Here is a 21400-nt window from a genome sequence, read left to right on the forward strand (position 1 = left end):
CCTCATATTGCGCAGCTGATTCGGGACATCCTCGAAGGCCTCACATGACTGAACCTGCGCGGCAGACCCCTGCCGAATCTGAGCATCCCATTCCGGCCGAATATGGCGCGGAATCGATCCGGGTGCTGAAGGGCCTCGACGCCGTCCGCAAGCGGCCTGGCATGTATATCGGCGACACCGATGACGGGTCCGGCCTGCACCACATGGTCTACGAGGTCGTCGACAACGCGATCGACGAGGCGTTGGCGGGCCATGCGAGCCGCGTGCTGGTCACCCTCAATGCCGACAATTCCGTCACCGTGTTCGACGACGGCCGTGGCATTCCGGTCGACATCCACAAGGGCGAGGGCGTCTCGGCGGCCGAGGTCATCATGACCCAGCTCCATGCCGGCGGAAAGTTCGACCAAAACTCCTACAAGGTCTCCGGCGGCCTGCACGGCGTCGGCGTCTCCGTCGTCAACGCGCTGTCCAGCAAGCTCGGCTTGCGGATCTGGCGCGACGACAAGGAGCACTACATCGAATTCGCGCACGGCGATGCCGTGGCGCCGCTCAAGGTGGTCGGCGATGCCCCGGGCAAACGCGGCACCGAGGTCACCTTCCTCGCCTCGACCGAGACCTTCAAGAACGTCGAATATGATTTCGCGACGCTCGAACACCGGCTGCGCGAGCTCGCCTTCCTCAACTCCGGCGTCCACATCGTGCTCTCCGACATGCGCCACGCGGTCGAGAAGCGCGAGGAGATGCACTATTCGGGCGGTGTCGAGGAATTCGTCAAATATCTCGACCGCAACAAGAAGGCGATCGTGCCGGCGCCGATCATGGTGCGCTCGGAAGCCAACGGCATCGGCGTCGAGGCGGCGCTGTGGTGGAACGACAGCTACCACGAGAACGTGCTGTGCTTCACCAACAACATCCCGCAGCGTGACGGCGGCACCCATCTGGCCGGCTTCCGCGGCGCGCTGACGCGCCAGGTCAACGGCTATGCCGAGGCCAATGCGAAAAAGGAAAAGATCGCGCTGACCGGCGACGATTGCCGCGAAGGCCTCACCGCGGTGCTGTCGGTGAAGGTGCCCGATCCGAAATTCTCGTCGCAGACCAAGGACAAGCTGGTGTCCTCGGAGGTTCGACCCGTGGTCGAGAACGTCCTGAACGAGGCGCTCGCCGCCTGGTTCGAGGAGAATCCGAAGGAAGCCAAGGAAATCGTCGGCAAGGTGATCCAGGCCGCCGCGGCCCGAGAGGCTGCGCGCAAGGCCCGCGAACTGACGCGCAAGAACCCGCTGAGCGTCTCCTCGCTGCCCGGCAAGCTCGCCGACTGCCAGGAGAAGGATCCGGCCAAGTCCGAATTGTTCATCGTCGAGGGCGACTCGGCAGGCGGCAGCGCCAAGCAGGGCCGCAACCGCGAATTCCAGGCGGTGTTGCCGCTGCGCGGCAAGATCCTCAATGTCGAGCGCGTGCGCCCCGACAAGATGCTGTCGTCCGAGCAGATCGGCACGCTGATCACCGCGCTCGGCACCGGCATCAGCGACGATTTCTCGGTCGACAAGCTGCGCTACCACAAGATCATCGTGATGACCGACGCCGACGTCGACGGCGCCCATATCCGCACGCTGCTGCTGACCTTCTTCTATCGTCAGATGCGCTCGATCATCGATGGCGGCTTCCTCTATATCGCCCAGCCGCCGCTCTATAAGGTTTCGCGCGGCAAGTCCGAGCAATATCTGAAGGACGAGCGCGCGCTCGAGGATTATCTGATCTCGACCGGGCTCGACGAATGCGTCTTCAAGCCGGCCTCCGGCGAGGACCGCTCGGGCCGCGATCTGCTGTCGCTGGTCGAAGACGCGCGGATCATCCGCTCCGTGCTGCGCAACCTGCACAGCCGCTACAATCGCGCGGTCGTCGAGCAGGCGGCGATCGCGGGTGTGCTGAGTCCCAGGATCACCGGCGAGATCGCGACCGCCAACTCGGCGGCGGAATACATCGCCAAGCGGCTGGACGCCGTGGCGGAAGAGGTCGAGCGCGGCTGGGTTGGCACCTTCACGGAAGGCCACGGCTTCCAGTTCGAGCGCACCGTGCGCGGCGTCAAGGAAGTGGCCGTGATCGACGACGCCTTCCTCGGCTCGGCCGACGCACGCAAGCTCGATGAATACGCGACCAAGCTGCAAGAGATCTACGTGCGCGCGGGCAAGCTGCGGCGCAAGGATGCCGAGCAAATGATCCATGGTCCGGTCGACCTGTTCGAGGCCGTGACCGATGCCGCCCGCAAGGGCATCTCGCTGCAGCGCTACAAAGGTCTCGGCGAGATGAACCCGGAACAGCTGTGGGAGACCACGCTGGACACCGAGGCGCGCTCGCTGCTCCAGGTGAAGGTCAAGGAGGTCGACGAGGCCGACGATATCTTCACCAAGCTGATGGGCGACGTGGTCGAACCGCGCCGCGACTTCATCCAGGAAAACTCGCTCAGCGCCACCATCGACACCTGAGGGCCCGTTCTCTGGAAGAAAGCAGTATCCTCCGGAAATAAAGCAATTGCGCGGCCGCGAAAGCGATTGTCGTGGTTCCGATCGCCGTACGGCCAGCAGCTGCAATAGCCGGGGACGCGCTAGACATCCCCATCCACCCTATCGTGGACGGTAGCCGGTGGCTTGAAGTCATCAGGAAGCGCGACATGGAGGGGACGGACTAGGCCCCTCGTGCCCGTGCAAGGGTTTCCGAGGGCATCTCGCCATATGCACGGCCATAAGATCTGGCGAAGTCACTCAGATGCCAGAAGCCGTTCGCATGCGCCGCGGCGGTTACGGTGAGAAGCGGGCCCCCTTTGACGAGGAGCTTGCGGACTGACCACATCCGCTTCGACCGAAGGTGCTGGTGCAGGCTAACGCCGCAAATGTGCTGCACGGCGGTCTGGAGGGTTCGAACGGAAACGCCGAGCGTCTGTGCGAGACTGGTGCTGTAGAGGTCGGCCTCCCCGACAGCGGCCACCAATTCGTCCAGGCGTTCGACGAGCTTCCGATGCCGGTCGAACGAACCGGGAAGTGCCTGCTTGACGCTATCCTGGACCAGCGCGTTGTCTAGCCCGGCGATCGGCGTTTCCTGCAGCTGCCCGCTCAGCAACTCGAATTCCTTAAGGTCCCTGCAGCTCGATGCGAGGCAAAACATGTCCAGAACTGCCGATCGCACCGCCAGCATCTTCGCCGGTACCAGTCGGAACAGCTCGATTCCCCTATCGAAGTCCGCCCATCCCCGATTGCTCATGTCGGAGCCGAACCGCAGCATGAGATAGGTGTTTGCATGCCGTTCAACGACTTCGACAGGCGCCCGACCGCGGATGACGCCAATCGTGGAATCGCCAACCTCGTTCCCGTTCATCGTTGCGTGGAAGGCCAGGGGAATCACGACGCCAACCCCACGATTTGCACCGAGATCGCCCTCCATGCGTCGGGCGAACGATCGCTGCAGCACGAGAAGGCAATCGGGAAGCGCCAGAATGCTCCGCGAAACCGAGATCGGCGACGAATATAGCGGCGTGCTTCTCATTCCGCCGATGACATCGTTGGGACGAAACTCGTCGAAGCTATTGAAGCGCTCGACACGCCACACCGGCGACGGATCGAGCCAGCGGACGGGCATCGTGACCTCCTACGAAATCGGATGATCGAGCAGCGCTTCGCCCGAGCGCGCAATTCCCTTCATCAGCTCGACCGCCGACCGGAAGCTGTCTTCGCCGAACTTTACGGCCAGCTTCTCCTGCACCTCTCTCCAGCGCGGTAGCGCACGGGACAAGATTTTCCTGCCCTTGGCGGAGATCGAGATGTCGCGCACACGGCGGTCCGCTCCCGGCGCGATCGTCACCAGACCGCGGCGTTCAAGAATTGTGACGTTGCGTGCGAGTGCACTCGGATCCATCGACATCCTCACTGCGAGCGCCCCCATCGTCACGGTCCCCCGCCGCGCACAGGCTGCAAGCAGCATGAATTGTGTCGGCTCCAGCCCGATGGGCGCGAAGGCCTCGGCATAGAGCCGGGAGATCACGCGGCTTGCCTTCCGGACATTGAATGCGGCGCAGCAATTACCCACGTCGGATCGGCACCCTGATCGACCTCGCCTGGTGCAGACTCGGGGAGATCTAAGCACCTGGCCCTCGCTGGATTGGTCCGGGATGCGCTGTCCTCGTCCTGTTCATCTGGCTGCTAACGCTGTGACGCAACATGCGGCCGCGAAGGCGACCGCAATCACCGGTCATTGAGCGGCCCGACCTGCCCTCGGGAGCGCCGATGACACAGCCCGGCGGGAGACCTCCTGCCGGGCTGTGGCGTGACAGAGGGCATCCCAGCGGCCGCGGCAGGATCGCCTTGGCGGATAAATCGGCGATGCGATCGCAACTCATCGCTCCAATCAACGAAGTACGAACATCAGGACAGCGGCCAAGCCCATCACGACGGTTGCGATCCAGCCGAGCAGCACCGTTACCGAACCCGAGACATACGGTCCCATCACCGAACGCTTCGATGCCAACAGGACGATGACGGCCATCAGCGGCACGGCGACGACACCATTGATCACGGCACTCCAGAACAGCGCCTTCATCGGACTGACCGGCGAATACTGGATGAGCAGTCCGGCGATGACGCTGAACGCGATCACGCTGTAGAAGGCCCGCGCGTCTCGAGCCTCTTTCTCGAGGCCTTCATTCCATCCCATGGCTTCCGAGAGCGCATAGGCCGAAGAGCCTGCCAGGACCGGCACGCCGATCAGGCCGACGCCGACGATACCCATTGCGAACAGACTGAAGGCAAAATCTCCGGCCAGTGGCCGCAATGCGCTCGCCGCCTGCGCCGCGGTCTCGATATTGGTGATTCCCGCCACATGCAGGGTCACTGCGGTCGCCAGGATGATGAAGTAGGCGGTGATGTCGGAATAGAACATGCCGCTCCAGGTGTCCCATTGGATGCGCCGTAGCTCTCTCGATGCAACGGAGGAATCGGACACAAGCCCCGCTTTGCCTTGCGCGAGCATATCTTCCACCTCCTCGGAGGCCTGCCAGAAAAACAGGTACGGACTGATGGTCGTTCCGAAGACGCCGACAACGACAGCCGCGCTATCCGCCGTGAATTGCAATCTCGGCCATACTGTATCCCGCAGCACCTGTCCCCAGGGCACGTGAACGGTGAACAGGACACCCGCATAGGCAAGAAGCGAGAGGGTTAGCCATTTCAGGAAGAACACGTAGCGGTGATACGGAACGAAGACCTGCAGCAGGAGTGTCGAGACGACAAAGACAACGGCCATCGCATGCGGATTGAGCCCGGTCACGAGTTCGCCGACCTCTCCCATGGCCGCGACGTCGGCCCCGATATTGATCGTGTTTGCAATCAACAGGAGGAGAACCACACCCTTGAGAACGATCGGCGGGAATTCGGCCTTGATGTTTGCAGCGAGGCCCCGGCCCGTGACCCGGCCGATCCGCCCGCACATGGATTGAATCGCGGCCATGAGCGGAAAAGCCAACGGCATCGTCCACAGCATACCCGTGCCGAACTGGGCACCCGCCTGGGAATAGGTGGCGATGCCGCTGGGATCGTCGTCGGCAACGCCGGTGATCAGCCCTGGCCCCAACCGAGCCAGCGGATGGTCCCTGAGGCGGGCGCGGCCGGATCGCAAGACCTCCGACAGGCGTGCGATGGCGCCGCGCGTTGCGGGCGCCATCGCCTTGTTTCCATCGATGACCTCTAGCCTGTCGGCGCGTCGTCGAACACGCTGCATGCCCACTCCCAGCTTTCGCTGCTTCTATAGCCTGCCTCGCCGGGAGAGCAATTGAGCGGTGTCAAGCGCCGTCCTGCGGTCAATCCTGCTCTTCTGTTTTGCGCCAAATCAACGCGCGGACAACCAGTCATGTCAAAGTTGGGACCGACCTTCCGAGGATATCCAAGGCATGCGGCGGCTTTTTAGCTCAGTCATACGCTGGTTCATCGTTTTGGGGTGGCGGGACATTGCGTCGGCACCGTTCGACTGTGCGATCGAACTCGCCGTTATCGACGACAGGCAACATCCGTTGGGCTTCCCCTGCATCCGGCGCACGGACGGGTGGTTCAATTTGGGCACAATGCAAGCCGTCAAGGCATCGCCGACGCACTGGCGCTACTGGCAGCCCGATGTGCTGCCGATGAGCTGTTGCTGACCATGGCGCGGCTCGCCTCCATCAGCAGACTGGTTTCTGTCCTGATCTTGCGGCCGCGTGCCGCACGATCCGGCGGGCGAACCGACTGGACACTGATTCTGGCGCTCGCCTGCACGGCGCTGACGATCGCGTCCGCGGCCTCACTGGTGTATTTTCACTATTTGGATCGGCCTTGATCGCTCGCCGGCGCGTCGTCAGCGATGGCTCGCCAGGCCGCGCCGTCGAGGTCGTCATACTGTCCGCTCTTCAGTGACCAGAGGAAGCCGAGAAGGCCGAGAAAACCGAGCGAGAGAGCAAGCGGTACCAGAATGATCAAGACTTCCATCAGACCGCCTCCCGCGCTCGCGCTCTCAGCGCATTGAGCATCACGATAATCGACGAACCCGACATCGCCGCCGCCGCGATCAGCGGGGTGACCAGGCCGGCGATCGCGATCGGCACGGCCAGCACGTTGTAGACCACTGCCAGCCAGAGATTCTGCCTCATGAGCCTCAGCGCCCTGCGGGACACCTTGACCGCAGCCAGCACCGGTCCGAGGCGCTCGCCGAGGAAAACGGCATCGGCGACCGCCTGACTCAGATGCGTGGCCGTAACGGGCGACATCGAGGCATGCGCCGCGGCCAATGCCGGTGCATCGTTCAAGCCGTCTCCGACCATCAGCACCTTGCACCCTTGACGCGCCAACTCCTCGATCCGGGTAATCTTGTCGACCGGCAAGACCCCGGCTCGCCATTCATGCACGCCAAGCTGCTCGGCCGCGAGCCTGACTGCGGGCTCACGATCGCCGGACACGATCTCGACGGCGATGCCCATGCGTGCCAACTCAGCCACCACATCGGCCGCATCCGCCCGCGACCGCTGCCGAACCGCAAAGACGTATCTGAACTCGCCGTACCTGAAAGCGACAACCGAGGCTTCGGGATCGCGGCACAGTATTTCGTTGGCGAGATCGTCGGCGCCGCAGAAGGATGGACGGCCCAGGCGGATCGGGCTTCCTTCGTGAAGGCCGTAAACACCCTGCCCCGGCTCTTCCTGGATGTCCGGTAGCGGCGAGGCCGCGCCCGCCTTGCGCGCGACTGCTGCAGCGACCGGGTGGCGGCTGGACAACGCCAGCCGTCCCGCAAGACTGACAACGTCGCCGGGAATTTCAGCCAGATTGGCGACATCGAGCTCAGGCAAGGTCAATGTCCCGGTCTTGTCGAAGATCACGCGGTTGACCTCGGCGATCCGCTCGATCGCATCGCCGGCATTAAGCAGCACGCCCGAACCGAACAGCGCGCCGGAGGCCACAGTCTGCACCGCCGGAATGGCAAGGCCCAGCGCGCAGGGACACGTGATGATCAGGACCGCAATTGCCGTCACGATCGAATCATGAAAACTCGCACCATAGGCCAGCCAGCCAAGCATCGTCAGAAACGCGGTTGCGTGCACGACCGGGGCGTAAAGCCTAGATGCACGCTCGGCCAGCCGCAGATAGCGTGAGCGCGCTTGCAGTGCGTGATCGAGCAACCTGGAGATCTCGTCGAGTAACGTGCCGCCGGAGGCCGCAGAGGCACGGACGCGCAACGTGCCGGAACGAACCAGCGTACCTGCGAACACTGCGCTGCCGGGCGTGACCATCGCCGGCAAGGTCTCGCCCGTGATGAGGCTCTGATCGACCTCGGAGCGCCCCTCAATCACATTGCCATCGACCGCGCAGCGCTCTCCGGGCCGCAGCAGCACGATATCGCCCGGCCGGATCGCGGCCGCCGGGACGGTCCTGATCTCGGTCGGGCTGATGAACTTCGTTGCTGTCTCGGACTTCAACGCGGCAAGGTTGCCGGCAAACGCACGCGTACGCCGCCGCATGTTCTGATCGAGATAGCGGCCCGCAAGCAAGAACGCGATCAGCATGATCGCCGCATCAAAATAGGCATGCTCGGCATGATTGATGGTCTCGATCACCGAGGTCGCCAACGCCAACACGATGCCGATACTGATCGGCACATCCATGTTGACACCCCGCGCTCGCAGCGCTGACAGCGCCGACGAGAAGAAAGGCTGAGCCGAATAAGCGGCAGCCGGCAGCACTATCAGCGCCGACAGCCAGTGGAAGAAGTCGCGCTGCTCCGGCAACATGTCTGAACCGTTGCCGGACCACACCGGGATCGACAGCATCATCACGTTCATGGCCGCAAAGGCGGCAACGCCCAGCCGGCGTAACAGACCCTGGGCTCGCTGCGCTTCCAGCGTTTCGGCATCATCCCGCTCGAACGGATAGGCTTTGTAGCCGAGCTCGGCGAGTCGGCTCACGAACAGCGCCGGATCAAGGGCGCCCGCCTTCCATTCCAGCGCGAGACGACTGTCGGTCAGGTTCACGCGAGCCGAGGTGACGTCGGGTATGGTCGACAGGTTGCGCTCGATCTTGGCCATGCAGCCAGCACAGTTGATGCCTTCGACCGCGAGATCGAGATGGACAAGCCCGGCGCCCGCATTCCTCAGATAATGTGAAAAATCGATCTCCGCTTGCATCCGGGCACCCTTCAGTTCAGGACGATGCGGTTCTTCGACAGGAACATGCGACGGCCATCGGCGTCGCCCTCGATCACCAGATCCCACTGTCCTGCGGTGACACCTTCGGCGCGGCCATGAAAGTTTCCTGGACCGGCTTCAGTGACCTCGATCGCCCGGTCGGCACGACGGTCGGTGGGGCGTTCGAGACGGGCGAGGAAGTTCAATCCCCTCAGAGGCACGCCCGTATGGTCGCGCGCCTCGATTGCGACCGCAGCGGCGCCGTCTGGCTGCCGGTCGATATGCGCTTCGACCTGCCAGCCTCGCTCGTTCTGCTGTCGTGACGCTACGATCTCGCCCTGATAAGCCAGGCTGGCGCTGTAGGCGCTGTCGACCTCGGTGCCCGGCAGTGTCGTGATGGCAAGGCGCATCATGACCATATTCACGCTGATGACGACTGCGAAGAACGCGATCGTCGTGACTAGAACAAAACGCCCGGTAATGGGTCGCGCGATTGGACTTGTGGCTGCCATGATCGAATTCCGCCGTTATGGAAGAACGAAGTGGTCGGTTGCGGACGCCACTTCTCCAAGACCGATGTCTGTGACGCGGAAAGTGACCGGCACAGACTTTTCCGCCTTTTCGTCGAACGGTGCCGTCACCAGCACGCGCATTTCGGTAGTCGTGTCGCGCGCAAGAACGATCATCGGTCGATCAGGGGTTACCGAGTCAGCGCCGACGACATGCAGCTTCGCATCAGCCGGACCGTCGACGTCGATCGCGATCACACGATCGAAGCCGCGCTTGTTGAGGAAACGCAGCGTGTATCCGTTGCGGATCGCCCCGTCGCTGAGCCGCACCGCGATCGGATTGCGGTCGTGTAGCACATTGACGTCGAGCAGAGTCCGCGACATCAAAGCGTAGAGCATCAGCGCGCAGACCAGGGTGATCAGGCCGGCATAGACGACCGTTCGGGCCCGAACCGGCTTGAAGATCTCTTCCTTGCCTGTGATGCGGCGCTGAACGTTGATGTCGTTGTCGTATCCGATCAGGCCGGTCTTGCGGCTGACCTTGGTCATGACGGCGTCGCAGGCATCGATGCACAGGCCGCACTGGATGCAGCCGAGCTGTGCACCATCGCGGATGTCGATGCCGGTCGGGCACACGGCGACACACTGGTTGCAGTCGATGCAATCGCCCGCCTTCTCGCCGAGCGAGCGGATGTCAAACGCCTTCTTCACCGAGCAGCGCGGTTCGCCGCGATCATACTTGTAGGTGACGTTGAGCGCCCATTCGTCGGTCAGGGCCGCCTGAATTCGTGGCCATGGGCACATATAGACGCAGACCTGCTCGCGCATGTAGCCGGCCAGCAAGTAGGTCGACGCGGTCAGGATCGCGATCCAGGCATAGGCAACCGCCGGGGCCTGAAAGGTCGCCAGATCGCGCACCAGCGTCGGCGCATCGTCGAAATAGAGGACCCAGGCGCCGCCGGTCCACCAGGCAATCATCAGCCAGATCGCGTGCTTCAGCACACGGCGACCGGCGCGACGTGCAGTCATCGGTCCGGAATCGGCCTTCATCTGCGCGCGACGGTCGCCTTCGACCAGGCGCTCGACCGCATAGAACAGATCGGTCCAGACCGTCTGCGGACACAGATAGCCGCACCAGATTCGGCCGCCCAGGGCATTCATCAGAAACAGGGTCAGCGCGGCCAGCACCAACAGGCCGGTGAAGTAGTATACCTCCTGCGGCCACAGCTCGATGAAGAAGAAATAGAAGCGGCGGTCGGGAAAATCGATCAGCACCGCCTGGTCAGGTGCGCCGAGGCCGCGATTCCAGCGCACGAAGGGCAACAGGTAATAGATACCGAGACAAACGGCCATCAGACGCCATTTGATCGAGCGAAACCGGCCCGAGACGCTCTGCGGGTACACCTTCTTGCGAGGCGCGTAGAGCGGCCCGTCTTCGTCGGTTATGAGTTCATCAGGCGACACGGGCTTGTTCATCGGTCTGCTCGAATGAGGCTACGATTGCAGCCTACATTCCTGCGGGAGACACGAATTGACCTCGATCAACGGTCCCGGGATAGGCCCGGCGGCGGCTACTTGCCGCCACCCAGCGAGTGCACATAGACCGCCAGCGCCTTGACGGTGACCGGGTCGAGCCGGCCGACCCAAGCCGGCATGACGCCTGCGCGGCCGTTGGTGATGGTCTCGACCAGCGTCTCCTCGTCGGAGCCATAGAGCCAGATCTTGTCGGTCAGGTTCGGCGCACCGAGCTCCTGGTTGCCTTTGCCGTTGTCGCCATGGCAACTCGTGCAGTTCTCCGTGAAAATCTTCTTTCCCGCGGAAGCGTCGAACTTCGGCGCGGTCGGGAGGCCGGAGAGCGAACGGACATAATTGGCGACGGTAACGATCTCGTCCTTCTTCAGAACCCCGTCCCGACCGAACGCGAGCATTTGCCCTTCATGCGTCTTTGCGTGCCCCGAGCGCGCGCCGAACTGGATCGTCTGCATGATCTGGTCGAGCGAGCCGCCCCACAGCCAGTCGTCATCGTTCAGGTTGGGGAACCCCTTCGCGCCAGCGCCGCCGCTACCATGACAAGGCGCGCAATTGTCGGCAAACACGGTCTTGCCACGTGCGCGAGCCAACGCCAGCAGGGCGGGATCCTTCTCGATATCGGCGAGGGACGCGCTGCCGAGCACCGCCATCTTCTCGCCGCGCAGCTTCTCGAGATCGGCAAGGTCGGTGACGACGCTCGCACGGGTCGAATACTGGAACAAGCCGGTCGTGTAGCCCGAGACCAGCGGCCAGGCCGGGTAGACGACCCAGTAGCCGATTGCCCAGATGATCGTCGCATAGAACGTCAGGACCCACCACCGCGGCAGCGGCGTATTGAGCTCCTTGATGCCGTCCCACTCGTGACCGGTCGTGCTACGGCCGGACACGCGGTCAATCTCGTTGTGCTCGCTCATGATCGTTCAGTCCTCACGCAGCGGCATGCGAGCTGCGGCGTCGAATTGAGTCTTGTTGCGAGGCCAAAGCGCGTAGGCGACGATGGCGATGAAGATTCCGACAAAGACGGGGGTCCAGAGCGTGCCGACCAGGCTCGACGCAAAATTCTCGACTTGAATGATTGCTTTCATGCTCGTGCCCTCAGCGCAGGTTGGCTTTTTCGTTGTAGAGCTTGAAGTCGACGAGCGTGCCGAGCATCTGCAGATAGGCGATCAGTGCGTCGAGTTCGGTCGGATTACCGGCCTTGCCGTCGAAGTTTCGGACCAAGGCTTTCGGATAACGCTTCTGGAACGCGTCAGAGCCCGGACTGTCGGGATCGGTCTGCGCCTTCAAATCGGCGGCCGCGTTCGCGATCTGCTCGTCCGTATAGGGCACACCGACCGCGCGGCTCGTCCGCAGATGGGCCGCGATATCAGATGGATCGATCTCGGTCTTCGCGAGCGAAGGGTACCCCGGCATCACCGATTGCGGGACGATCGACCGCGGATTGATCAGGTGAGTGACGTGCCAATCGTCGGAATACTTGCCGCCGACACGCGCGAGATCCGGCCCGGTTCGCTTGGAGCCCCACTGGAACGGATGATCGTACATGCTTTCCGCGGCGAGCGAATAATGGCCATAACGCTCGACCTCGTCGCGGAGCGGCCGGATCATCTGCGAGTGGCAGAGATAGCAACCCTCGCGGACATAGATGTTGCGACCGGCAAGCTCGAGCGGCGTGTAGGGTCGTACCCCGTCGACCACCTCGATCGTGCTCTTCAGGTAGAACAGCGGCGTGATCTCGACGAGCCCGCCGATGGCAATGACGACGAGAATGCCGACGATCAGGATAATCGAGTTCTTCTCAAAGATCTTGTGTCGATTCCAGAGAGACATTGGGCGACCTATTCGGCAGGCTGAAGGGCACCGGCGCCCTCGGTTTCGCTGGCTTGACCGGCGTTGACCGTCATCCAGAGATTGAAGGCCATGATCAGGGCACCGATCAGGAACAGCGCGCCACCGGCGGCACGGATGATGTAGAAGGGGTGCATGGCCTCGACGGATTCGATGAAGGAGTATTCGAGGAAGCCGAGCGAGGTGTAGGCACGCCACATCAGGCCCTGCAGGATTCCCGACACCCACATCGCGGAAATGTAGAGCACGATGCCGATGGTCGAGATCCAGAAGTGCCAGTTGACGAGCTTCAGGCTGTAGAGCTGGCGATTCCACAGCCAGGGCACCAGGCAGTAGAGCGCGCCGAACGAGACGAAGCCGACCCAACCGAGCGCACCCGAATGCACATGCCCGATGGTCCAGTCAGTATAGTGGCTCAGCGAATTGACCACCTTGATCGACATCATCGGGCCTTCGAAGGTCGACATGCCGTAGAAGGCGACCGACACCACCATCATTCTGAGCACCGGATCTGTACGCAGCTTGTCCCAGGCTCCCGACAGCGTCATCAGGCCGTTGATCATGCCACCCCAGGACGGCATCCAGAGCATGATCGAGAAGGTCATGCCGAGCGTCTGCGCCCAGTCCGGCAGCGCCGTGTAATGCAGATGATGCGGGCCGGCCCAGATGTAGAGGAAGATCAGCGCCCAGAAGTGGATGATCGACAGCCGATAGGAATAGACCGGACGATCCGCCCGCTTCGGGATGAAGTAGTACATGATCGCCAGGAATCCGGCGGTCAGGAAGAAGCCGACCGCGTTGTGGCCGTACCACCACTGGAACATCGCGTCCTGCACGCCACCCCAGGCAATGTAGGACTTCGAGCCGAGGAAGGAGACCGGCAATGCGGGATTGTTGCCGAGATGGAGCACCGCAATCGTGATAATGAACGCGAGGTAGAACCAGTTGGCGACGAAAATATGCGGTTCCTTGCGCTTCACCAGCGTCATTAGGAACACGAGCAGATACGTCACCCAGACAATCGTCAGCCAGAGGTCGGCGTACCATTCCGGCTCTGCGTATTCCTTCGACTGGGTGACACCGAGCAGGTAGCCCGTGCCGGCGATCAGGATGAAGAAGTTATAGCCCACCACCACGAACCAGGGTGAAAGGTCGCCTGCTAGGCGCGTGCGGCAGGTCTTCTGCACGACGTAGAATGAGGTCGCGATCAGGACGTTGCCGCCGAACGCGAAGATCACGGCAGACGTATGCAGCGGCCGCAGGCGGCCGAAAGTTGTCCAGGGCAGATCGAGATTGAGCGCAGGCCATGCCAGCTGCATCGCAATGATCAAGCCGACCGTGAAGCCCGCAATACCCCAGAACATCGCCATGGCGGACGCGAACTTGATCGGTCCGAAATTGTAGTTGGGGCGTCCACCGATCTCCGCCGGAGGCAATTCGGCCGGACGGTCGAGATAGCGGTTGCCAATCACCACCACGGAGATCACGCTGGCGGCGCAAGCAAGCGCCGCGTGAAAGCTGAACGCCTGATCATGCCCCATCGCCGTGCCGAGAAAGCAGACGAAGGCAAAAACCGCGAGTCCTGACGCCAAGCCGGCTTCACCCATCGTCATGGACTTTGCAGCGGAAGATGGACTTGTCATGTGGAGGCTTTCTTTGGGGACGATGACGATGACTCCATGGAAACCACAATCTCGCTGGCAGCAGCTTGATCGGCATCAATTCCTGCGCCATACCGCTCTGAGCTGACGTCGCGGGTCAGCGCAACCAGGGTCAATTCGTTCGGACAGTATTTGGCCGGACTAGCTCGCCTTTCCCGCGCAATATCGGCTGCACAGCGCGTCGTTTCGCGGCAAAGGCCACACACCCGCTGCAGGTCGCGCAGCACATCGCTGTTGGACGATGCGAGCGCTTCTTCTGACAAGCCTGCATGCTCGAGACGCTTCCTAAGCAGCTCAGGGGAGCCTCGGCGGCGGGCGAGCGCTCGAAGATCCGACGTAGGAAGATTGAGCTCGTGAGCAATCTCATCGACCTCCCGCGCGCTCATCGAATCGAATTCGTGTTGACGGACGAGAAACGCTCGCAAGCGGCTCAGGAGACTCTCAAATTGTGGCGAGCTATTGCTGTCTGATCGATCGGCCATTTCCGCACCCCTTTCGACTAAGCTTAAATGGATCGCCGCGAACGCTGATTGACGTGGATCAAGCGCGCCGCCGCGCCAGTTAACGTGTCGTCTGGATGATTAGCCGCCCCATGCGGTGGCCGATGCTGACGGCATGCGAAGCTCCATGGAATCCGCGAAGATCGTCCAATCGCGGATACCCTTCTGTCTGCAGAAGTCGGCCTCGGCCAGCTGCGCCGCCGCGGAGAGGGACGCAGCATCGACCTTGAACGCAGCCTGGCAGGCGCGATGTTCATGGCCGGTATCGTCGCAAACGGTCTTGATGAAACGAACGTCAAATGATGGCATGGCACCCCTCGCGTGGGCTGATTCCTTGATTGCCGAAGCTGCCATCCAAGCGGGGTGCCGGCTTTGATCTTTCGCAACGAAATGCCGGCGAGACGCATCGAAATGCCTGCGACGCTCGTCGGCGCTATTTGCGGAGAGACTTCTCGTGCGGGGTTGTCGGCCGGGTCGACGGCATCGGCGTTATCCTGCCGCTAACGGTCGATCCGGACGCGGCAATTGCAAAGCCAACGATAGCGCAGACCGTAAGCAGCGTCGCGGCGAAGCCCAAGATATCCGCGCCGATCGTTGCGATCACAGCCACCAGGATCAGCCAACCTACGAGGCTAACGGTCACCCTGCCGTCTCCCTCGCTGCTTTCGCAGCGGCCGCCCGCTCGTCTTCCGCGGATTGGATATAGAAACCCGAATAGGTGTCGACGTAACAGAGGTGGTCATGCACCTCCTTGACGCCGGCAGCGTTCTCGGCGGCCACGATGGCCGCCTGCCTCGCCCGCTCGTCCATAATGATCCCGCGGAGGTGCACCACGCCGTTGTAAACTGAGACCTGCAGACCGAGCGGACACCAATTTGCAGAATCGAGCGCGCGCACGATGCGATCATGGATGTGTTTGTCATCCGCCGTGGGATCGGGAATCTCGTGAGCGACAGACGCAACCGCCCGCAGCAGATCGGAACGTGTAACAATACCCACGAGCTGCCCATCGCGCATCACCGGCAGCCGCTTGATGCTCTTCTTCTCCATGAGTTCAACCAGGTCGGGCAGAGGCGTTTCTTCGGTCACGGTGATGGGATCATACGACATGATCTCTCCGACCTTCCGCCCGCGTTCGTGGACAAAGTCCGTCGCTGCACTGCCCGAACCAAGGAAGAACTGAAGCCAGCGAGGGCGGCGACGCTGCGTGCCGATCTCGCTCCGGCGCAGGAAGTCGCTTTCCGACAGGATGCCGACCAACCTTCCGGCCCCATCGACCACCGGTAGGCCGCTGACGTGGCGCTCCATCATCAGCTTGGCGGCATCGAGAATCGATGTTTCGGCACCGACGGTGATGACGTGTCTTGCCATGATCTGATGCGCGCGCATTGCGGCTTCTCCCTTCAACGCTTGGCAGCAAGCTCACATCAAATCGGTCCATTCATTTTGATCTTCCTCAACGCCCGCAATTGACAGAGATCAAGGCACAGCAGCCTCTGACCGGAGACATGGCCCCTGTCAGGAGAAGAAAATCATGCTGCAGAGTCTGCTCGTCTCGACCGGAGTGCTCGCGATCATTGTCGCGACCTTGGCCCGGATGGCCTTGCCGGCACGGCATCGCCTGCTCAGGGAGCCTGCAAGATCAGGTACGCTGCCACCCCGTTGTCGCCGGCCGTTCTAGCTCGCTCGAGCCGGCTGGTCCGCCTCCAGAATTTTTGATCTGCGTCAATACGGAGCGGTGGGCCGCGGCTAGAAAATGGCCGGGCGTCGGGATCGTGCAAATGGCAGACGTAAGGGCTTGGCGCCCCATTCTCTTCTTGTGTCCAAATACCGGTGATCGAGTCCAGGGCCTGCTTCCCGACGACACGTCCGAACCTGCGGCCGACGATCTTCGCTCGATCTCCTGCGCAGCGTGCGACAGCATCCATTTCATCAATCTACGAACCGGGGCAGTCATCGGGCCCAAGCGTGTTTAGGTTAATCGTCAAAAGCCCGCGCAGAGACGATCAAGTTGACACACATCAACCCACAAGCGCCGCCCGCATGGGAAACAAGGCTTCCCCTCAACGAAGGATGCCGAACATGACAGACCGTAGCGAAGCCCGTCCCGTCGCTGACGCCATCCAGAGCTGTGCGAAACGGGCGATGGCCATGCAGTCGCAGTTCTCGGAAAGGCTGATCGAAGCGAACCAGCACTGGTTCGAGCAGATTCAGATCGAGTCAAATGAGGCTTGGGAGCTGTTCCGCAGGTTCAACTCCACTGCGTCCGTGGCAGAGAAGATTGCGGCTCTGCAAGACTGGGCCAGGGGCGTCACGGCGCGCAGCGCACAGGATGCGACCTACGCGATCGAGACCGCGCGTTCGCTGGGCACCATCGAGCTGAACGTCTTCGGACGACGGACCGCTGGTGCTGACGAGGCGGCTCAGAAGGCTGCCTGACGTGCCGACACGCGATGCTCCAGGGCGCCCGGAGGCCGGCGCCAGCGAGACATGGGAGGGTGTCGCCATCGCCCCCTTCGATCGAGACCTTGAGCTCGCCGTCATCGAAGGTAACGCCATTCACACGCTCGTCTTTCCCTGCCGCCGCATCCTGGGCGGCTGGGTAAAGGCGGGGAGCGCCGAGCGCATCGCGGTACAGCCGACGCATTGGCGCGCCTGGGTCAAATAGACCGGGGCCTCGCGAGCAGAGCGAACGGTGGCCTCGAGCGCCCAGACGCTGTAGTATCGGGCAGTTTGAGGGCTTTGCCCGGGGGAATATGTTCGACCGCATTTGGTATCGCTATGGCACTGCCGCGGTAGCGGCCGCGCTGGTATTCGCGGTCCGCGCAGGACTCGATAACTATTTCGAAGACCGGACCTTCACAATCATTTTCGTTCCCGCCGTCCTGTTCGCAGCTTTCGCCGGCGGCCGCGGTCCGGCGATCCTCACTACGCTACTCTGCCTCGTCATCAGCGCCAAATTCCTCGGCAAGGGTTTGGTCACTGAACCAGCGAATTTGATCGACATCGTATGCTTTACGATCCTCGGTCCGATCATTGGCTTCATGGGCGACCGGCTGCTGAGGGAAAGCGATCAGGCTCGAAATCGCCAGGCCCATCTGCAGTCGATCCTGGACACCGTCCCGGACGCCATGATCGTGATCGACGACCACGGCATCATCCGTTCATTCAGCGCGGCAGCGGAGCGTCTGTTTGGCTGGAAAACGGACCAAGTCGTCGGAAAGAACGTGTCGAGCTTGATGCCGCAACCTTATCGCGGCGAGCACGACCGGTATCTCGAGCGCTATCTGACGACCGGCGAACGGCGGATCATCGGCATCGGCCGCATCGTGGTCGGAGAACGGAGCGACGGCTCGACCTTTCCGATGGAGCTCGCTGTCGGCGAGGCCAAGGTGCGTGGGGAGCGCTTCTTCACCGGCTTTATCCGGGATCTCACCGAACGTCGTGCGCAGGAGCGCCGGCTTCAGGAACTGCAATCGGAGCTGGTCCATGTGTCGCGGTTAACCGCAATGGGTGAAATGGCCTCCTCTATCGCCCATGAGATCAACCAGCCGCTATCCGCCATTACCAACTACATGCGCGGCGCGAAGTCGCTGCTCGTGTCGGAGTTGCCGGACGCTACGCGAATTCGTGACGCACTCGATCGGGCCGCGCAGCAGGCACTAAGGGCCGGCGATATCATCAAGCGCCTGCGCGAATTTGTTGCCAAGGGCGAAACACAGCACTCCCTGGAGAGCCCGGTCACGCTCCTCGAGGAGGCGGTCGCGCTCGCGCTGCTCGGTGCCAAGGAGCAAGGGGTGCGGGTGGCGATCCGCAGCGACCGTGACATACCCGCAATCATCGTCGACAAGATCCAGATTCAGCAAGTGGTTCTGAATCTGGTTCGCAATGCGATCGAGGCGATGGCTTCCAGTCCACGCCGCGAATTGACGGTCGGAGTCACCAAGACGGACGGCGCTGCGACATTCATCGTCGCCGACACCGGCCCTGGTATCAGCCCCGATATTGCAGACCGCTTGTTCCAGCCATTCATCACGACGAAAGAACACGGCATGGGCGTGGGCCTCTCGATCTGCCGGACGATTGTCGAATCACACGGCGGACGCATCGTTGCGTCGCCAAATGCCGGCGGCGGCACGGTTTTTCAGTTTACCCTCCCGTTTGCGGAGGATGGAGAGGAAGCATGACGACGCGTCGCACAATCCTTGTTATCGACGATGACTCCGCAATGCGGGATTCACTCGCCTTTCTCCTCGACGTCAACGGCTTTGCCGTAACGACTTATGAGACGGCGGCTGATTTTCTCGATCAATTCGGGAGCAGTACGGTCGACTGCGTCGTATCCGATATCCGCATGCCCGGCATGACCGGCCTCGAACTGGTCCGCAAGCTCAAGGCCGACGCGGTGGCATGTCCCGTCATCTTGATGACAGGCCATGGTGACGTCGCGCTCGCGGTCGAGGCAATGAAGGCTGGCGCGGTCGACTTTATCGAAAAGCCGTTCGAAGACGAGGTGCTCTTGCGCGCAATCCACGATGCCCTGGAGTCGCAGCCGGCCAAACCGGCTGATGACGCCGCCAAGCGCCAGGCCGAGGCACGTCTCGTCGACCTTACGCCGCGTGAACGCGACGTTCTTAAGGGGCTATTGGCAGGGAAAATCAACAAGGTGATCGCTCACGACCTCGGCATCAGCCCGCGGACAGTCGAGGTCTACCGGGCCAACTTGATGGCCAAGACCAGTGTCCGAAGCATGTCGGAACTCATGCGGATCGCCATCGCTGCGGGCCTCTAAGACATACTTTTGGGTTGCCGGCAGTTTGTTCGCCCTCATGCCAGGCAACGTGCGCTCCGTCGGAACGCTACGCCCAAGTGAGCGCTCTTTCCGTCCGGAATTACCTGATACTGTAGCGAAGTATATGTGCCGGCGGCTAAGTCGGATCGTTTGAGTTAAGTCAATACCTCCTCGCGAATTCACTCATAGCATTGAAATCTAAGAGCCATCGCGGCAAAGGCCCATTGGAATGTGGGTCTTTATGCGAGAGAGACCACACTGCTCGGAACATTCTCGGAGGAACATCCATGGATGAAATCACCCAGTTCGTCGCGATACCGTATGATCGCGCCGATCAGGAGCTGGTCGCTGGCCAACAGCTCAAGTGCGCCACTCCTTCCTCAGCAATAGAGCACGCCAAGCATCTTTGGAAAACCATCGGGCATGCCGGCGCCGTCGCATTGGTGAGCACCGGGTACCCGGAGGGCAAGACCACCGTGCTTAGGAAGTTTGGTATGGTGCCGGACGATCAGATCGACGAACCTTGTCAGCTTGCCGTATCATGATTTTTCGACCGGCGATATGAGGCGGCCCCCGGGCTGAGGCGACAGCTTTCCCGGGGAACGTATCTCGGCCTCATATCGCGCGGGCCTGTCCTCCCGATCGTTGCCCAAGTGGTCTCCATTTCGTTGAAGACAATCACTGCGCTCGACCTGGACCGCGCGCAATAGCCGGCGCCTTGATGCCATTACGCATCAAGCGCTTCGTTGAGCGATGCCATCACCTCGTCCATCGATTGCAAACCGTCGATGTCCTTCAGAATTCCCCGTGCACGGTAGTAGGTAATCAGCGGTTCAGTTTGTGCACGATATTCCGCCAAACGAACTCTCAACGCCGCTTCGTTGTCATCCGCCCTCACATTGCCGCTGGCCATCGCTTCGGTTGCTCGGTTGAGAATGCGCCCCAGAAGAGATGCTTCGTCGACCTTCAACTGCAATACCCAGTCAAGTCTAAGACGGTCCGCCCGCAAGAGATCGTCCAGCGCTTCAGCCTGGGCAACGGTGCGCGGAAAGCCGTCCAGAATGAAGCCGAATCTCGCGTCGGGCCGGCGAATACGTTCGGCAACGATGGCGACGACGAGCTTATCGGGAACGAGTTCGCCGCGTTCCATCGTCGCTTTGACTTGCATTCCGACCGGCGTCCCCGCCGAGACAGCGGCACGCAGCATGTCCCCCGTCGACAATGCAGGAATGGCCAACTGTTTTGCCAAACGAACGGCCTGAGTTCCCTTCCCGGACCCAGGAGGTCCTAACAACACGAGTCTCACTCTCGTTTTCTCCTTCGATAGCGATAGCCGGATATTTTCCCGGTGCGTTCGGCTGCGTCAGTTCGGACCTACGCGCCCTTCTTGTTCTGGCGGTTGTGCACGAGGTCGTCGACCACGGCGGGATCAGCCAGGGTCGAGGTGTCGCCGAGGCTCGACGGCTCGTCCTCGGCGATCTTGCGCAGGATGCGGCGCATGATCTTGCCGGAGCGCGTCTTCGGCAGGCCGGGCGCGAACTGGATCAGGTCCGGCGAGGCGATCGGGCCGATGTCCTTGCGGACCCAGGCGACCAGTTCCTTGCGCAAGGCCTCGGTCGGCTCGGTGCCCTTCATCAGCGTGACATAGGCGTAGATGCCCTGGCCCTTGATGTCGTGCGGGTAGCCGACCACGGCGGCTTCCGACACCGCCTCATGCGCGACCAGCGAGCTCTCGACCTCGGCGGTGCCCATGCGGTGGCCGGAGACGTTGATGACGTCGTCGACGCGGCCGGTGATCCAGTAATAGCCGTCGGCATCGCGCCGGCAGCCGTCGCCGGTGAAGTACTTGTTCTTGTAGGTCGAGAAATAGGTCT

General features: G+C 61.9%; 24 protein-coding genes. 7 read left to right on the forward strand and 17 right to left on the reverse strand.

Features of this window, described 5'->3' with window-relative positions; all coding sequences use genetic code 11:
* The first annotated feature begins 44 nt into the window (after positions 1-44).
* Positions 45-2480 carry a DNA topoisomerase (ATP-hydrolyzing) subunit B gene (gyrB, locus tag AC628_RS09335; RefSeq protein WP_074126564.1) on the forward strand — a complete coding sequence of 812 codons (2436 nt, stop codon included), beginning with the start codon at positions 45-47 and terminating at the stop codon, positions 2478-2480.
* Positions 2481-2679: 199 nt separating this feature from the next.
* Here the strand turns inward: gyrB and AC628_RS09340 are convergent, their stop codons facing one another.
* The 3 genes from AC628_RS09340 to AC628_RS09350 form a co-directional block, all read right to left on the reverse strand.
* Positions 2680-3627, reverse strand: a complete 948-nt coding sequence (locus tag AC628_RS09340; protein WP_074126565.1) for an AraC family transcriptional regulator — start codon at positions 3625-3627, stop codon at positions 2680-2682.
* Between the two features lie 9 nt (positions 3628-3636).
* Positions 3637-4029: a MarR family winged helix-turn-helix transcriptional regulator gene (locus AC628_RS09345; protein ID WP_083632741.1), complete on the reverse strand. Its 393-nt coding sequence runs from the start codon at positions 4027-4029 to the stop codon at positions 3637-3639.
* Positions 4030-4392: 363 nt separating this feature from the next.
* Positions 4393-5760: an NRAMP family divalent metal transporter gene (locus AC628_RS09350; protein ID WP_245321107.1), complete on the reverse strand. Its 1368-nt coding sequence runs from the start codon at positions 5758-5760 to the stop codon at positions 4393-4395.
* Positions 5761-5929: 169 nt separating this feature from the next.
* Here AC628_RS09350 and AC628_RS09355 point away from each other — a divergent pair, with 169 nt between their 5' ends.
* Entirely contained in the window at positions 5930-6175 is a 246-nt protein-coding gene (locus AC628_RS09355) for a hypothetical protein (RefSeq protein WP_074126568.1), read from the forward strand.
* Between the two features lie 157 nt (positions 6176-6332).
* Here AC628_RS09355 and ccoS read toward each other — a convergent pair whose 3' ends face one another.
* The 12 genes from ccoS to AC628_RS09410 all read right to left on the reverse strand — a co-directional run bounded on the left by ccoS (position 6333) and on the right by AC628_RS09410 (position 16123).
* Entirely contained in the window at positions 6333-6500 is a 168-nt protein-coding gene (gene ccoS / locus AC628_RS09360) for a cbb3-type cytochrome oxidase assembly protein CcoS (protein ID WP_074126569.1), read from the reverse strand.
* Positions 6500-8686 (reverse strand): heavy metal translocating P-type ATPase, encoded by a 2187-nt coding sequence (locus AC628_RS09365; protein WP_074126570.1) that lies wholly within the window; start codon positions 8684-8686, stop codon positions 6500-6502. Before AC628_RS09365 ends, ccoS begins: the two co-directional genes overlap by 1 nt.
* Before the next feature lie 11 nt (positions 8687-8697).
* Positions 8698-9198, reverse strand: coding sequence for a FixH family protein (locus AC628_RS09370; RefSeq protein ID WP_074126571.1), 501 nt, complete (start codon positions 9196-9198; stop codon positions 8698-8700).
* Positions 9199-9213: 15 nt separating this feature from the next.
* Entirely contained in the window at positions 9214-10671 is a 1458-nt protein-coding gene (gene ccoG / locus AC628_RS09375) for a cytochrome c oxidase accessory protein CcoG (protein ID WP_074126572.1), read from the reverse strand.
* Positions 10672-10766: 95 nt separating this feature from the next.
* Positions 10767-11639, reverse strand: a complete 873-nt coding sequence (gene ccoP / locus AC628_RS09380; protein WP_074126573.1) for a cytochrome-c oxidase, cbb3-type subunit III — start codon at positions 11637-11639, stop codon at positions 10767-10769.
* Between the two features lie 6 nt (positions 11640-11645).
* Positions 11646-11810: a cbb3-type cytochrome c oxidase subunit 3 gene (locus tag AC628_RS09385; protein ID WP_074126574.1), complete on the reverse strand. Its 165-nt coding sequence runs from the start codon at positions 11808-11810 to the stop codon at positions 11646-11648.
* Between the two features lie 10 nt (positions 11811-11820).
* Positions 11821-12555, reverse strand: coding sequence for a cytochrome-c oxidase, cbb3-type subunit II (gene ccoO, locus AC628_RS09390; protein WP_074126575.1), 735 nt, complete (start codon positions 12553-12555; stop codon positions 11821-11823).
* Positions 12556-12563: 8 nt separating this feature from the next.
* Complete coding sequence (gene ccoN / locus AC628_RS09395; protein WP_502689617.1) at positions 12564-14186, reverse strand: cytochrome-c oxidase, cbb3-type subunit I; 1623 nt, start codon at positions 14184-14186, stop codon at positions 12564-12566.
* A gap of 26 nt (positions 14187-14212) precedes the next feature.
* Positions 14213-14716, reverse strand: a complete 504-nt coding sequence (locus AC628_RS43830) for a hypothetical protein (RefSeq protein ID WP_168193338.1) — start codon at positions 14714-14716, stop codon at positions 14213-14215.
* A gap of 99 nt (positions 14717-14815) precedes the next feature.
* Positions 14816-15043, reverse strand: coding sequence for a hypothetical protein (locus tag AC628_RS09405; RefSeq protein ID WP_074126578.1), 228 nt, complete (start codon positions 15041-15043; stop codon positions 14816-14818).
* 124 nt (positions 15044-15167) lie between these two features.
* Positions 15168-15377 (reverse strand): hypothetical protein, encoded by a 210-nt coding sequence (locus AC628_RS42710; protein ID WP_143201513.1) that lies wholly within the window; start codon positions 15375-15377, stop codon positions 15168-15170.
* A complete protein-coding gene (locus AC628_RS09410) occupies positions 15374-16123 on the reverse strand; it encodes a CBS domain-containing protein (RefSeq protein ID WP_074126579.1) in 750 nt (249 codons plus the stop codon). The genes AC628_RS42710 and AC628_RS09410 overlap by 4 nt, the downstream gene beginning before the upstream one ends.
* A gap of 693 nt (positions 16124-16816) precedes the next feature.
* Between AC628_RS09410 and AC628_RS09415 the strand changes: the two genes are divergently transcribed.
* The 5 genes from AC628_RS09415 to AC628_RS09435 all read left to right on the forward strand — a co-directional run bounded on the left by AC628_RS09415 (position 16817) and on the right by AC628_RS09435 (position 20071).
* Positions 16817-17173, forward strand: a complete 357-nt coding sequence (locus tag AC628_RS09415) for a hypothetical protein (protein WP_074126587.1) — start codon at positions 16817-16819, stop codon at positions 17171-17173.
* A gap of 1 nt (position 17174) precedes the next feature.
* On the forward strand, positions 17175-17402 hold the full coding sequence (locus tag AC628_RS09420) for a hypothetical protein (RefSeq protein WP_074126580.1): 228 nt from the start codon (positions 17175-17177) through the stop codon (positions 17400-17402).
* An 88-nt stretch (positions 17403-17490) separates the two neighbouring features.
* Positions 17491-18921, forward strand: coding sequence for a PAS domain S-box protein (locus AC628_RS09425; protein ID WP_074126581.1), 1431 nt, complete (start codon positions 17491-17493; stop codon positions 18919-18921).
* A complete protein-coding gene (gene fixJ, locus AC628_RS09430) occupies positions 18918-19526 on the forward strand; it encodes a response regulator FixJ (RefSeq protein WP_074126582.1) in 609 nt (202 codons plus the stop codon). The genes AC628_RS09425 and fixJ overlap by 4 nt, the downstream gene beginning before the upstream one ends.
* 287 nt (positions 19527-19813) lie before the next feature.
* The gene (locus tag AC628_RS09435; RefSeq protein ID WP_074126583.1) at positions 19814-20071 is read left to right on the forward strand and encodes a hypothetical protein; all 258 of its coding nucleotides are present in this window, start codon (positions 19814-19816) and stop codon (positions 20069-20071) included.
* Between the two features lie 182 nt (positions 20072-20253).
* On the opposite strand, the gene AC628_RS09440 is transcribed toward AC628_RS09435, so the two are convergent.
* Entirely contained in the window at positions 20254-20832 is a 579-nt protein-coding gene (locus tag AC628_RS09440) for an adenylate kinase (protein WP_074126584.1), read from the reverse strand.
* A 68-nt stretch (positions 20833-20900) separates the two neighbouring features.
* A partial coding sequence (locus AC628_RS09445; RefSeq protein WP_143201514.1) for an AMP-binding enzyme occupies positions 20901-21400 on the reverse strand: 500 nt, incomplete at its 5' end.

It is taken from the genome of Bradyrhizobium sp. NAS96.2, from assembly GCF_001908235.1.
In the GTDB taxonomy this organism is placed as follows: domain Bacteria; phylum Pseudomonadota; class Alphaproteobacteria; order Rhizobiales; family Xanthobacteraceae; genus Bradyrhizobium.

What these genes read in the sequence shown, in the direction of transcription:
- AC628_RS09350 (WP_245321107.1), bottom strand. Translation starts at nt 5,760, where the DNA reads ATGCAGCGTGTTCGACGACGCGCCGACAGGCTAGAGGTCATCGATGGA.
- ccoN (WP_502689617.1), bottom strand. Translation starts at nt 14,186, where the DNA reads ATGACGATGGGTGAAGCCGGCTTGGCGTCAGGACTCGCGGTTTTTGCC.
- ccoP (WP_074126573.1), bottom strand. Translation starts at nt 11,639, where the DNA reads ATGAGCGAGCACAACGAGATTGACCGCGTGTCCGGCCGTAGCACGACC.
- fixJ (WP_074126582.1), top strand. Translation starts at nt 18,918, where the DNA reads ATGACGACGCGTCGCACAATCCTTGTTATCGACGATGACTCCGCAATG.
- ccoS (WP_074126569.1), bottom strand. Translation starts at nt 6,500, where the DNA reads ATGGAAGTCTTGATCATTCTGGTACCGCTTGCTCTCTCGCTCGGTTTT.
- AC628_RS09415 (WP_074126587.1), top strand. Translation starts at nt 16,817, where the DNA reads ATGACAGACCGTAGCGAAGCCCGTCCCGTCGCTGACGCCATCCAGAGC.
- AC628_RS09385 (WP_074126574.1), bottom strand. Translation starts at nt 11,810, where the DNA reads ATGAAAGCAATCATTCAAGTCGAGAATTTTGCGTCGAGCCTGGTCGGC.
- AC628_RS09370 (WP_074126571.1), bottom strand. Translation starts at nt 9,198, where the DNA reads ATGGCAGCCACAAGTCCAATCGCGCGACCCATTACCGGGCGTTTTGTT.
- AC628_RS09340 (WP_074126565.1), bottom strand. Translation starts at nt 3,627, where the DNA reads ATGCCCGTCCGCTGGCTCGATCCGTCGCCGGTGTGGCGTGTCGAGCGC.
- AC628_RS09355 (WP_074126568.1), top strand. Translation starts at nt 5,930, where the DNA reads ATGCGGCGGCTTTTTAGCTCAGTCATACGCTGGTTCATCGTTTTGGGG.
- AC628_RS09410 (WP_074126579.1), bottom strand. Translation starts at nt 16,123, where the DNA reads ATGCGCGCGCATCAGATCATGGCAAGACACGTCATCACCGTCGGTGCC.
- AC628_RS09405 (WP_074126578.1), bottom strand. Translation starts at nt 15,043, where the DNA reads ATGCCATCATTTGACGTTCGTTTCATCAAGACCGTTTGCGACGATACC.
- AC628_RS43830 (WP_168193338.1), bottom strand. Translation starts at nt 14,716, where the DNA reads ATGGCCGATCGATCAGACAGCAATAGCTCGCCACAATTTGAGAGTCTC.
- ccoO (WP_074126575.1), bottom strand. Translation starts at nt 12,555, where the DNA reads ATGTCTCTCTGGAATCGACACAAGATCTTTGAGAAGAACTCGATTATC.
- AC628_RS09425 (WP_074126581.1), top strand. Translation starts at nt 17,491, where the DNA reads ATGTTCGACCGCATTTGGTATCGCTATGGCACTGCCGCGGTAGCGGCC.
- gyrB (WP_074126564.1), top strand. Translation starts at nt 45, where the DNA reads ATGACTGAACCTGCGCGGCAGACCCCTGCCGAATCTGAGCATCCCATT.
- AC628_RS09365 (WP_074126570.1), bottom strand. Translation starts at nt 8,686, where the DNA reads ATGCAAGCGGAGATCGATTTTTCACATTATCTGAGGAATGCGGGCGCC.
- AC628_RS09435 (WP_074126583.1), top strand. Translation starts at nt 19,814, where the DNA reads ATGGATGAAATCACCCAGTTCGTCGCGATACCGTATGATCGCGCCGAT.
- ccoG (WP_074126572.1), bottom strand. Translation starts at nt 10,671, where the DNA reads ATGAACAAGCCCGTGTCGCCTGATGAACTCATAACCGACGAAGACGGG.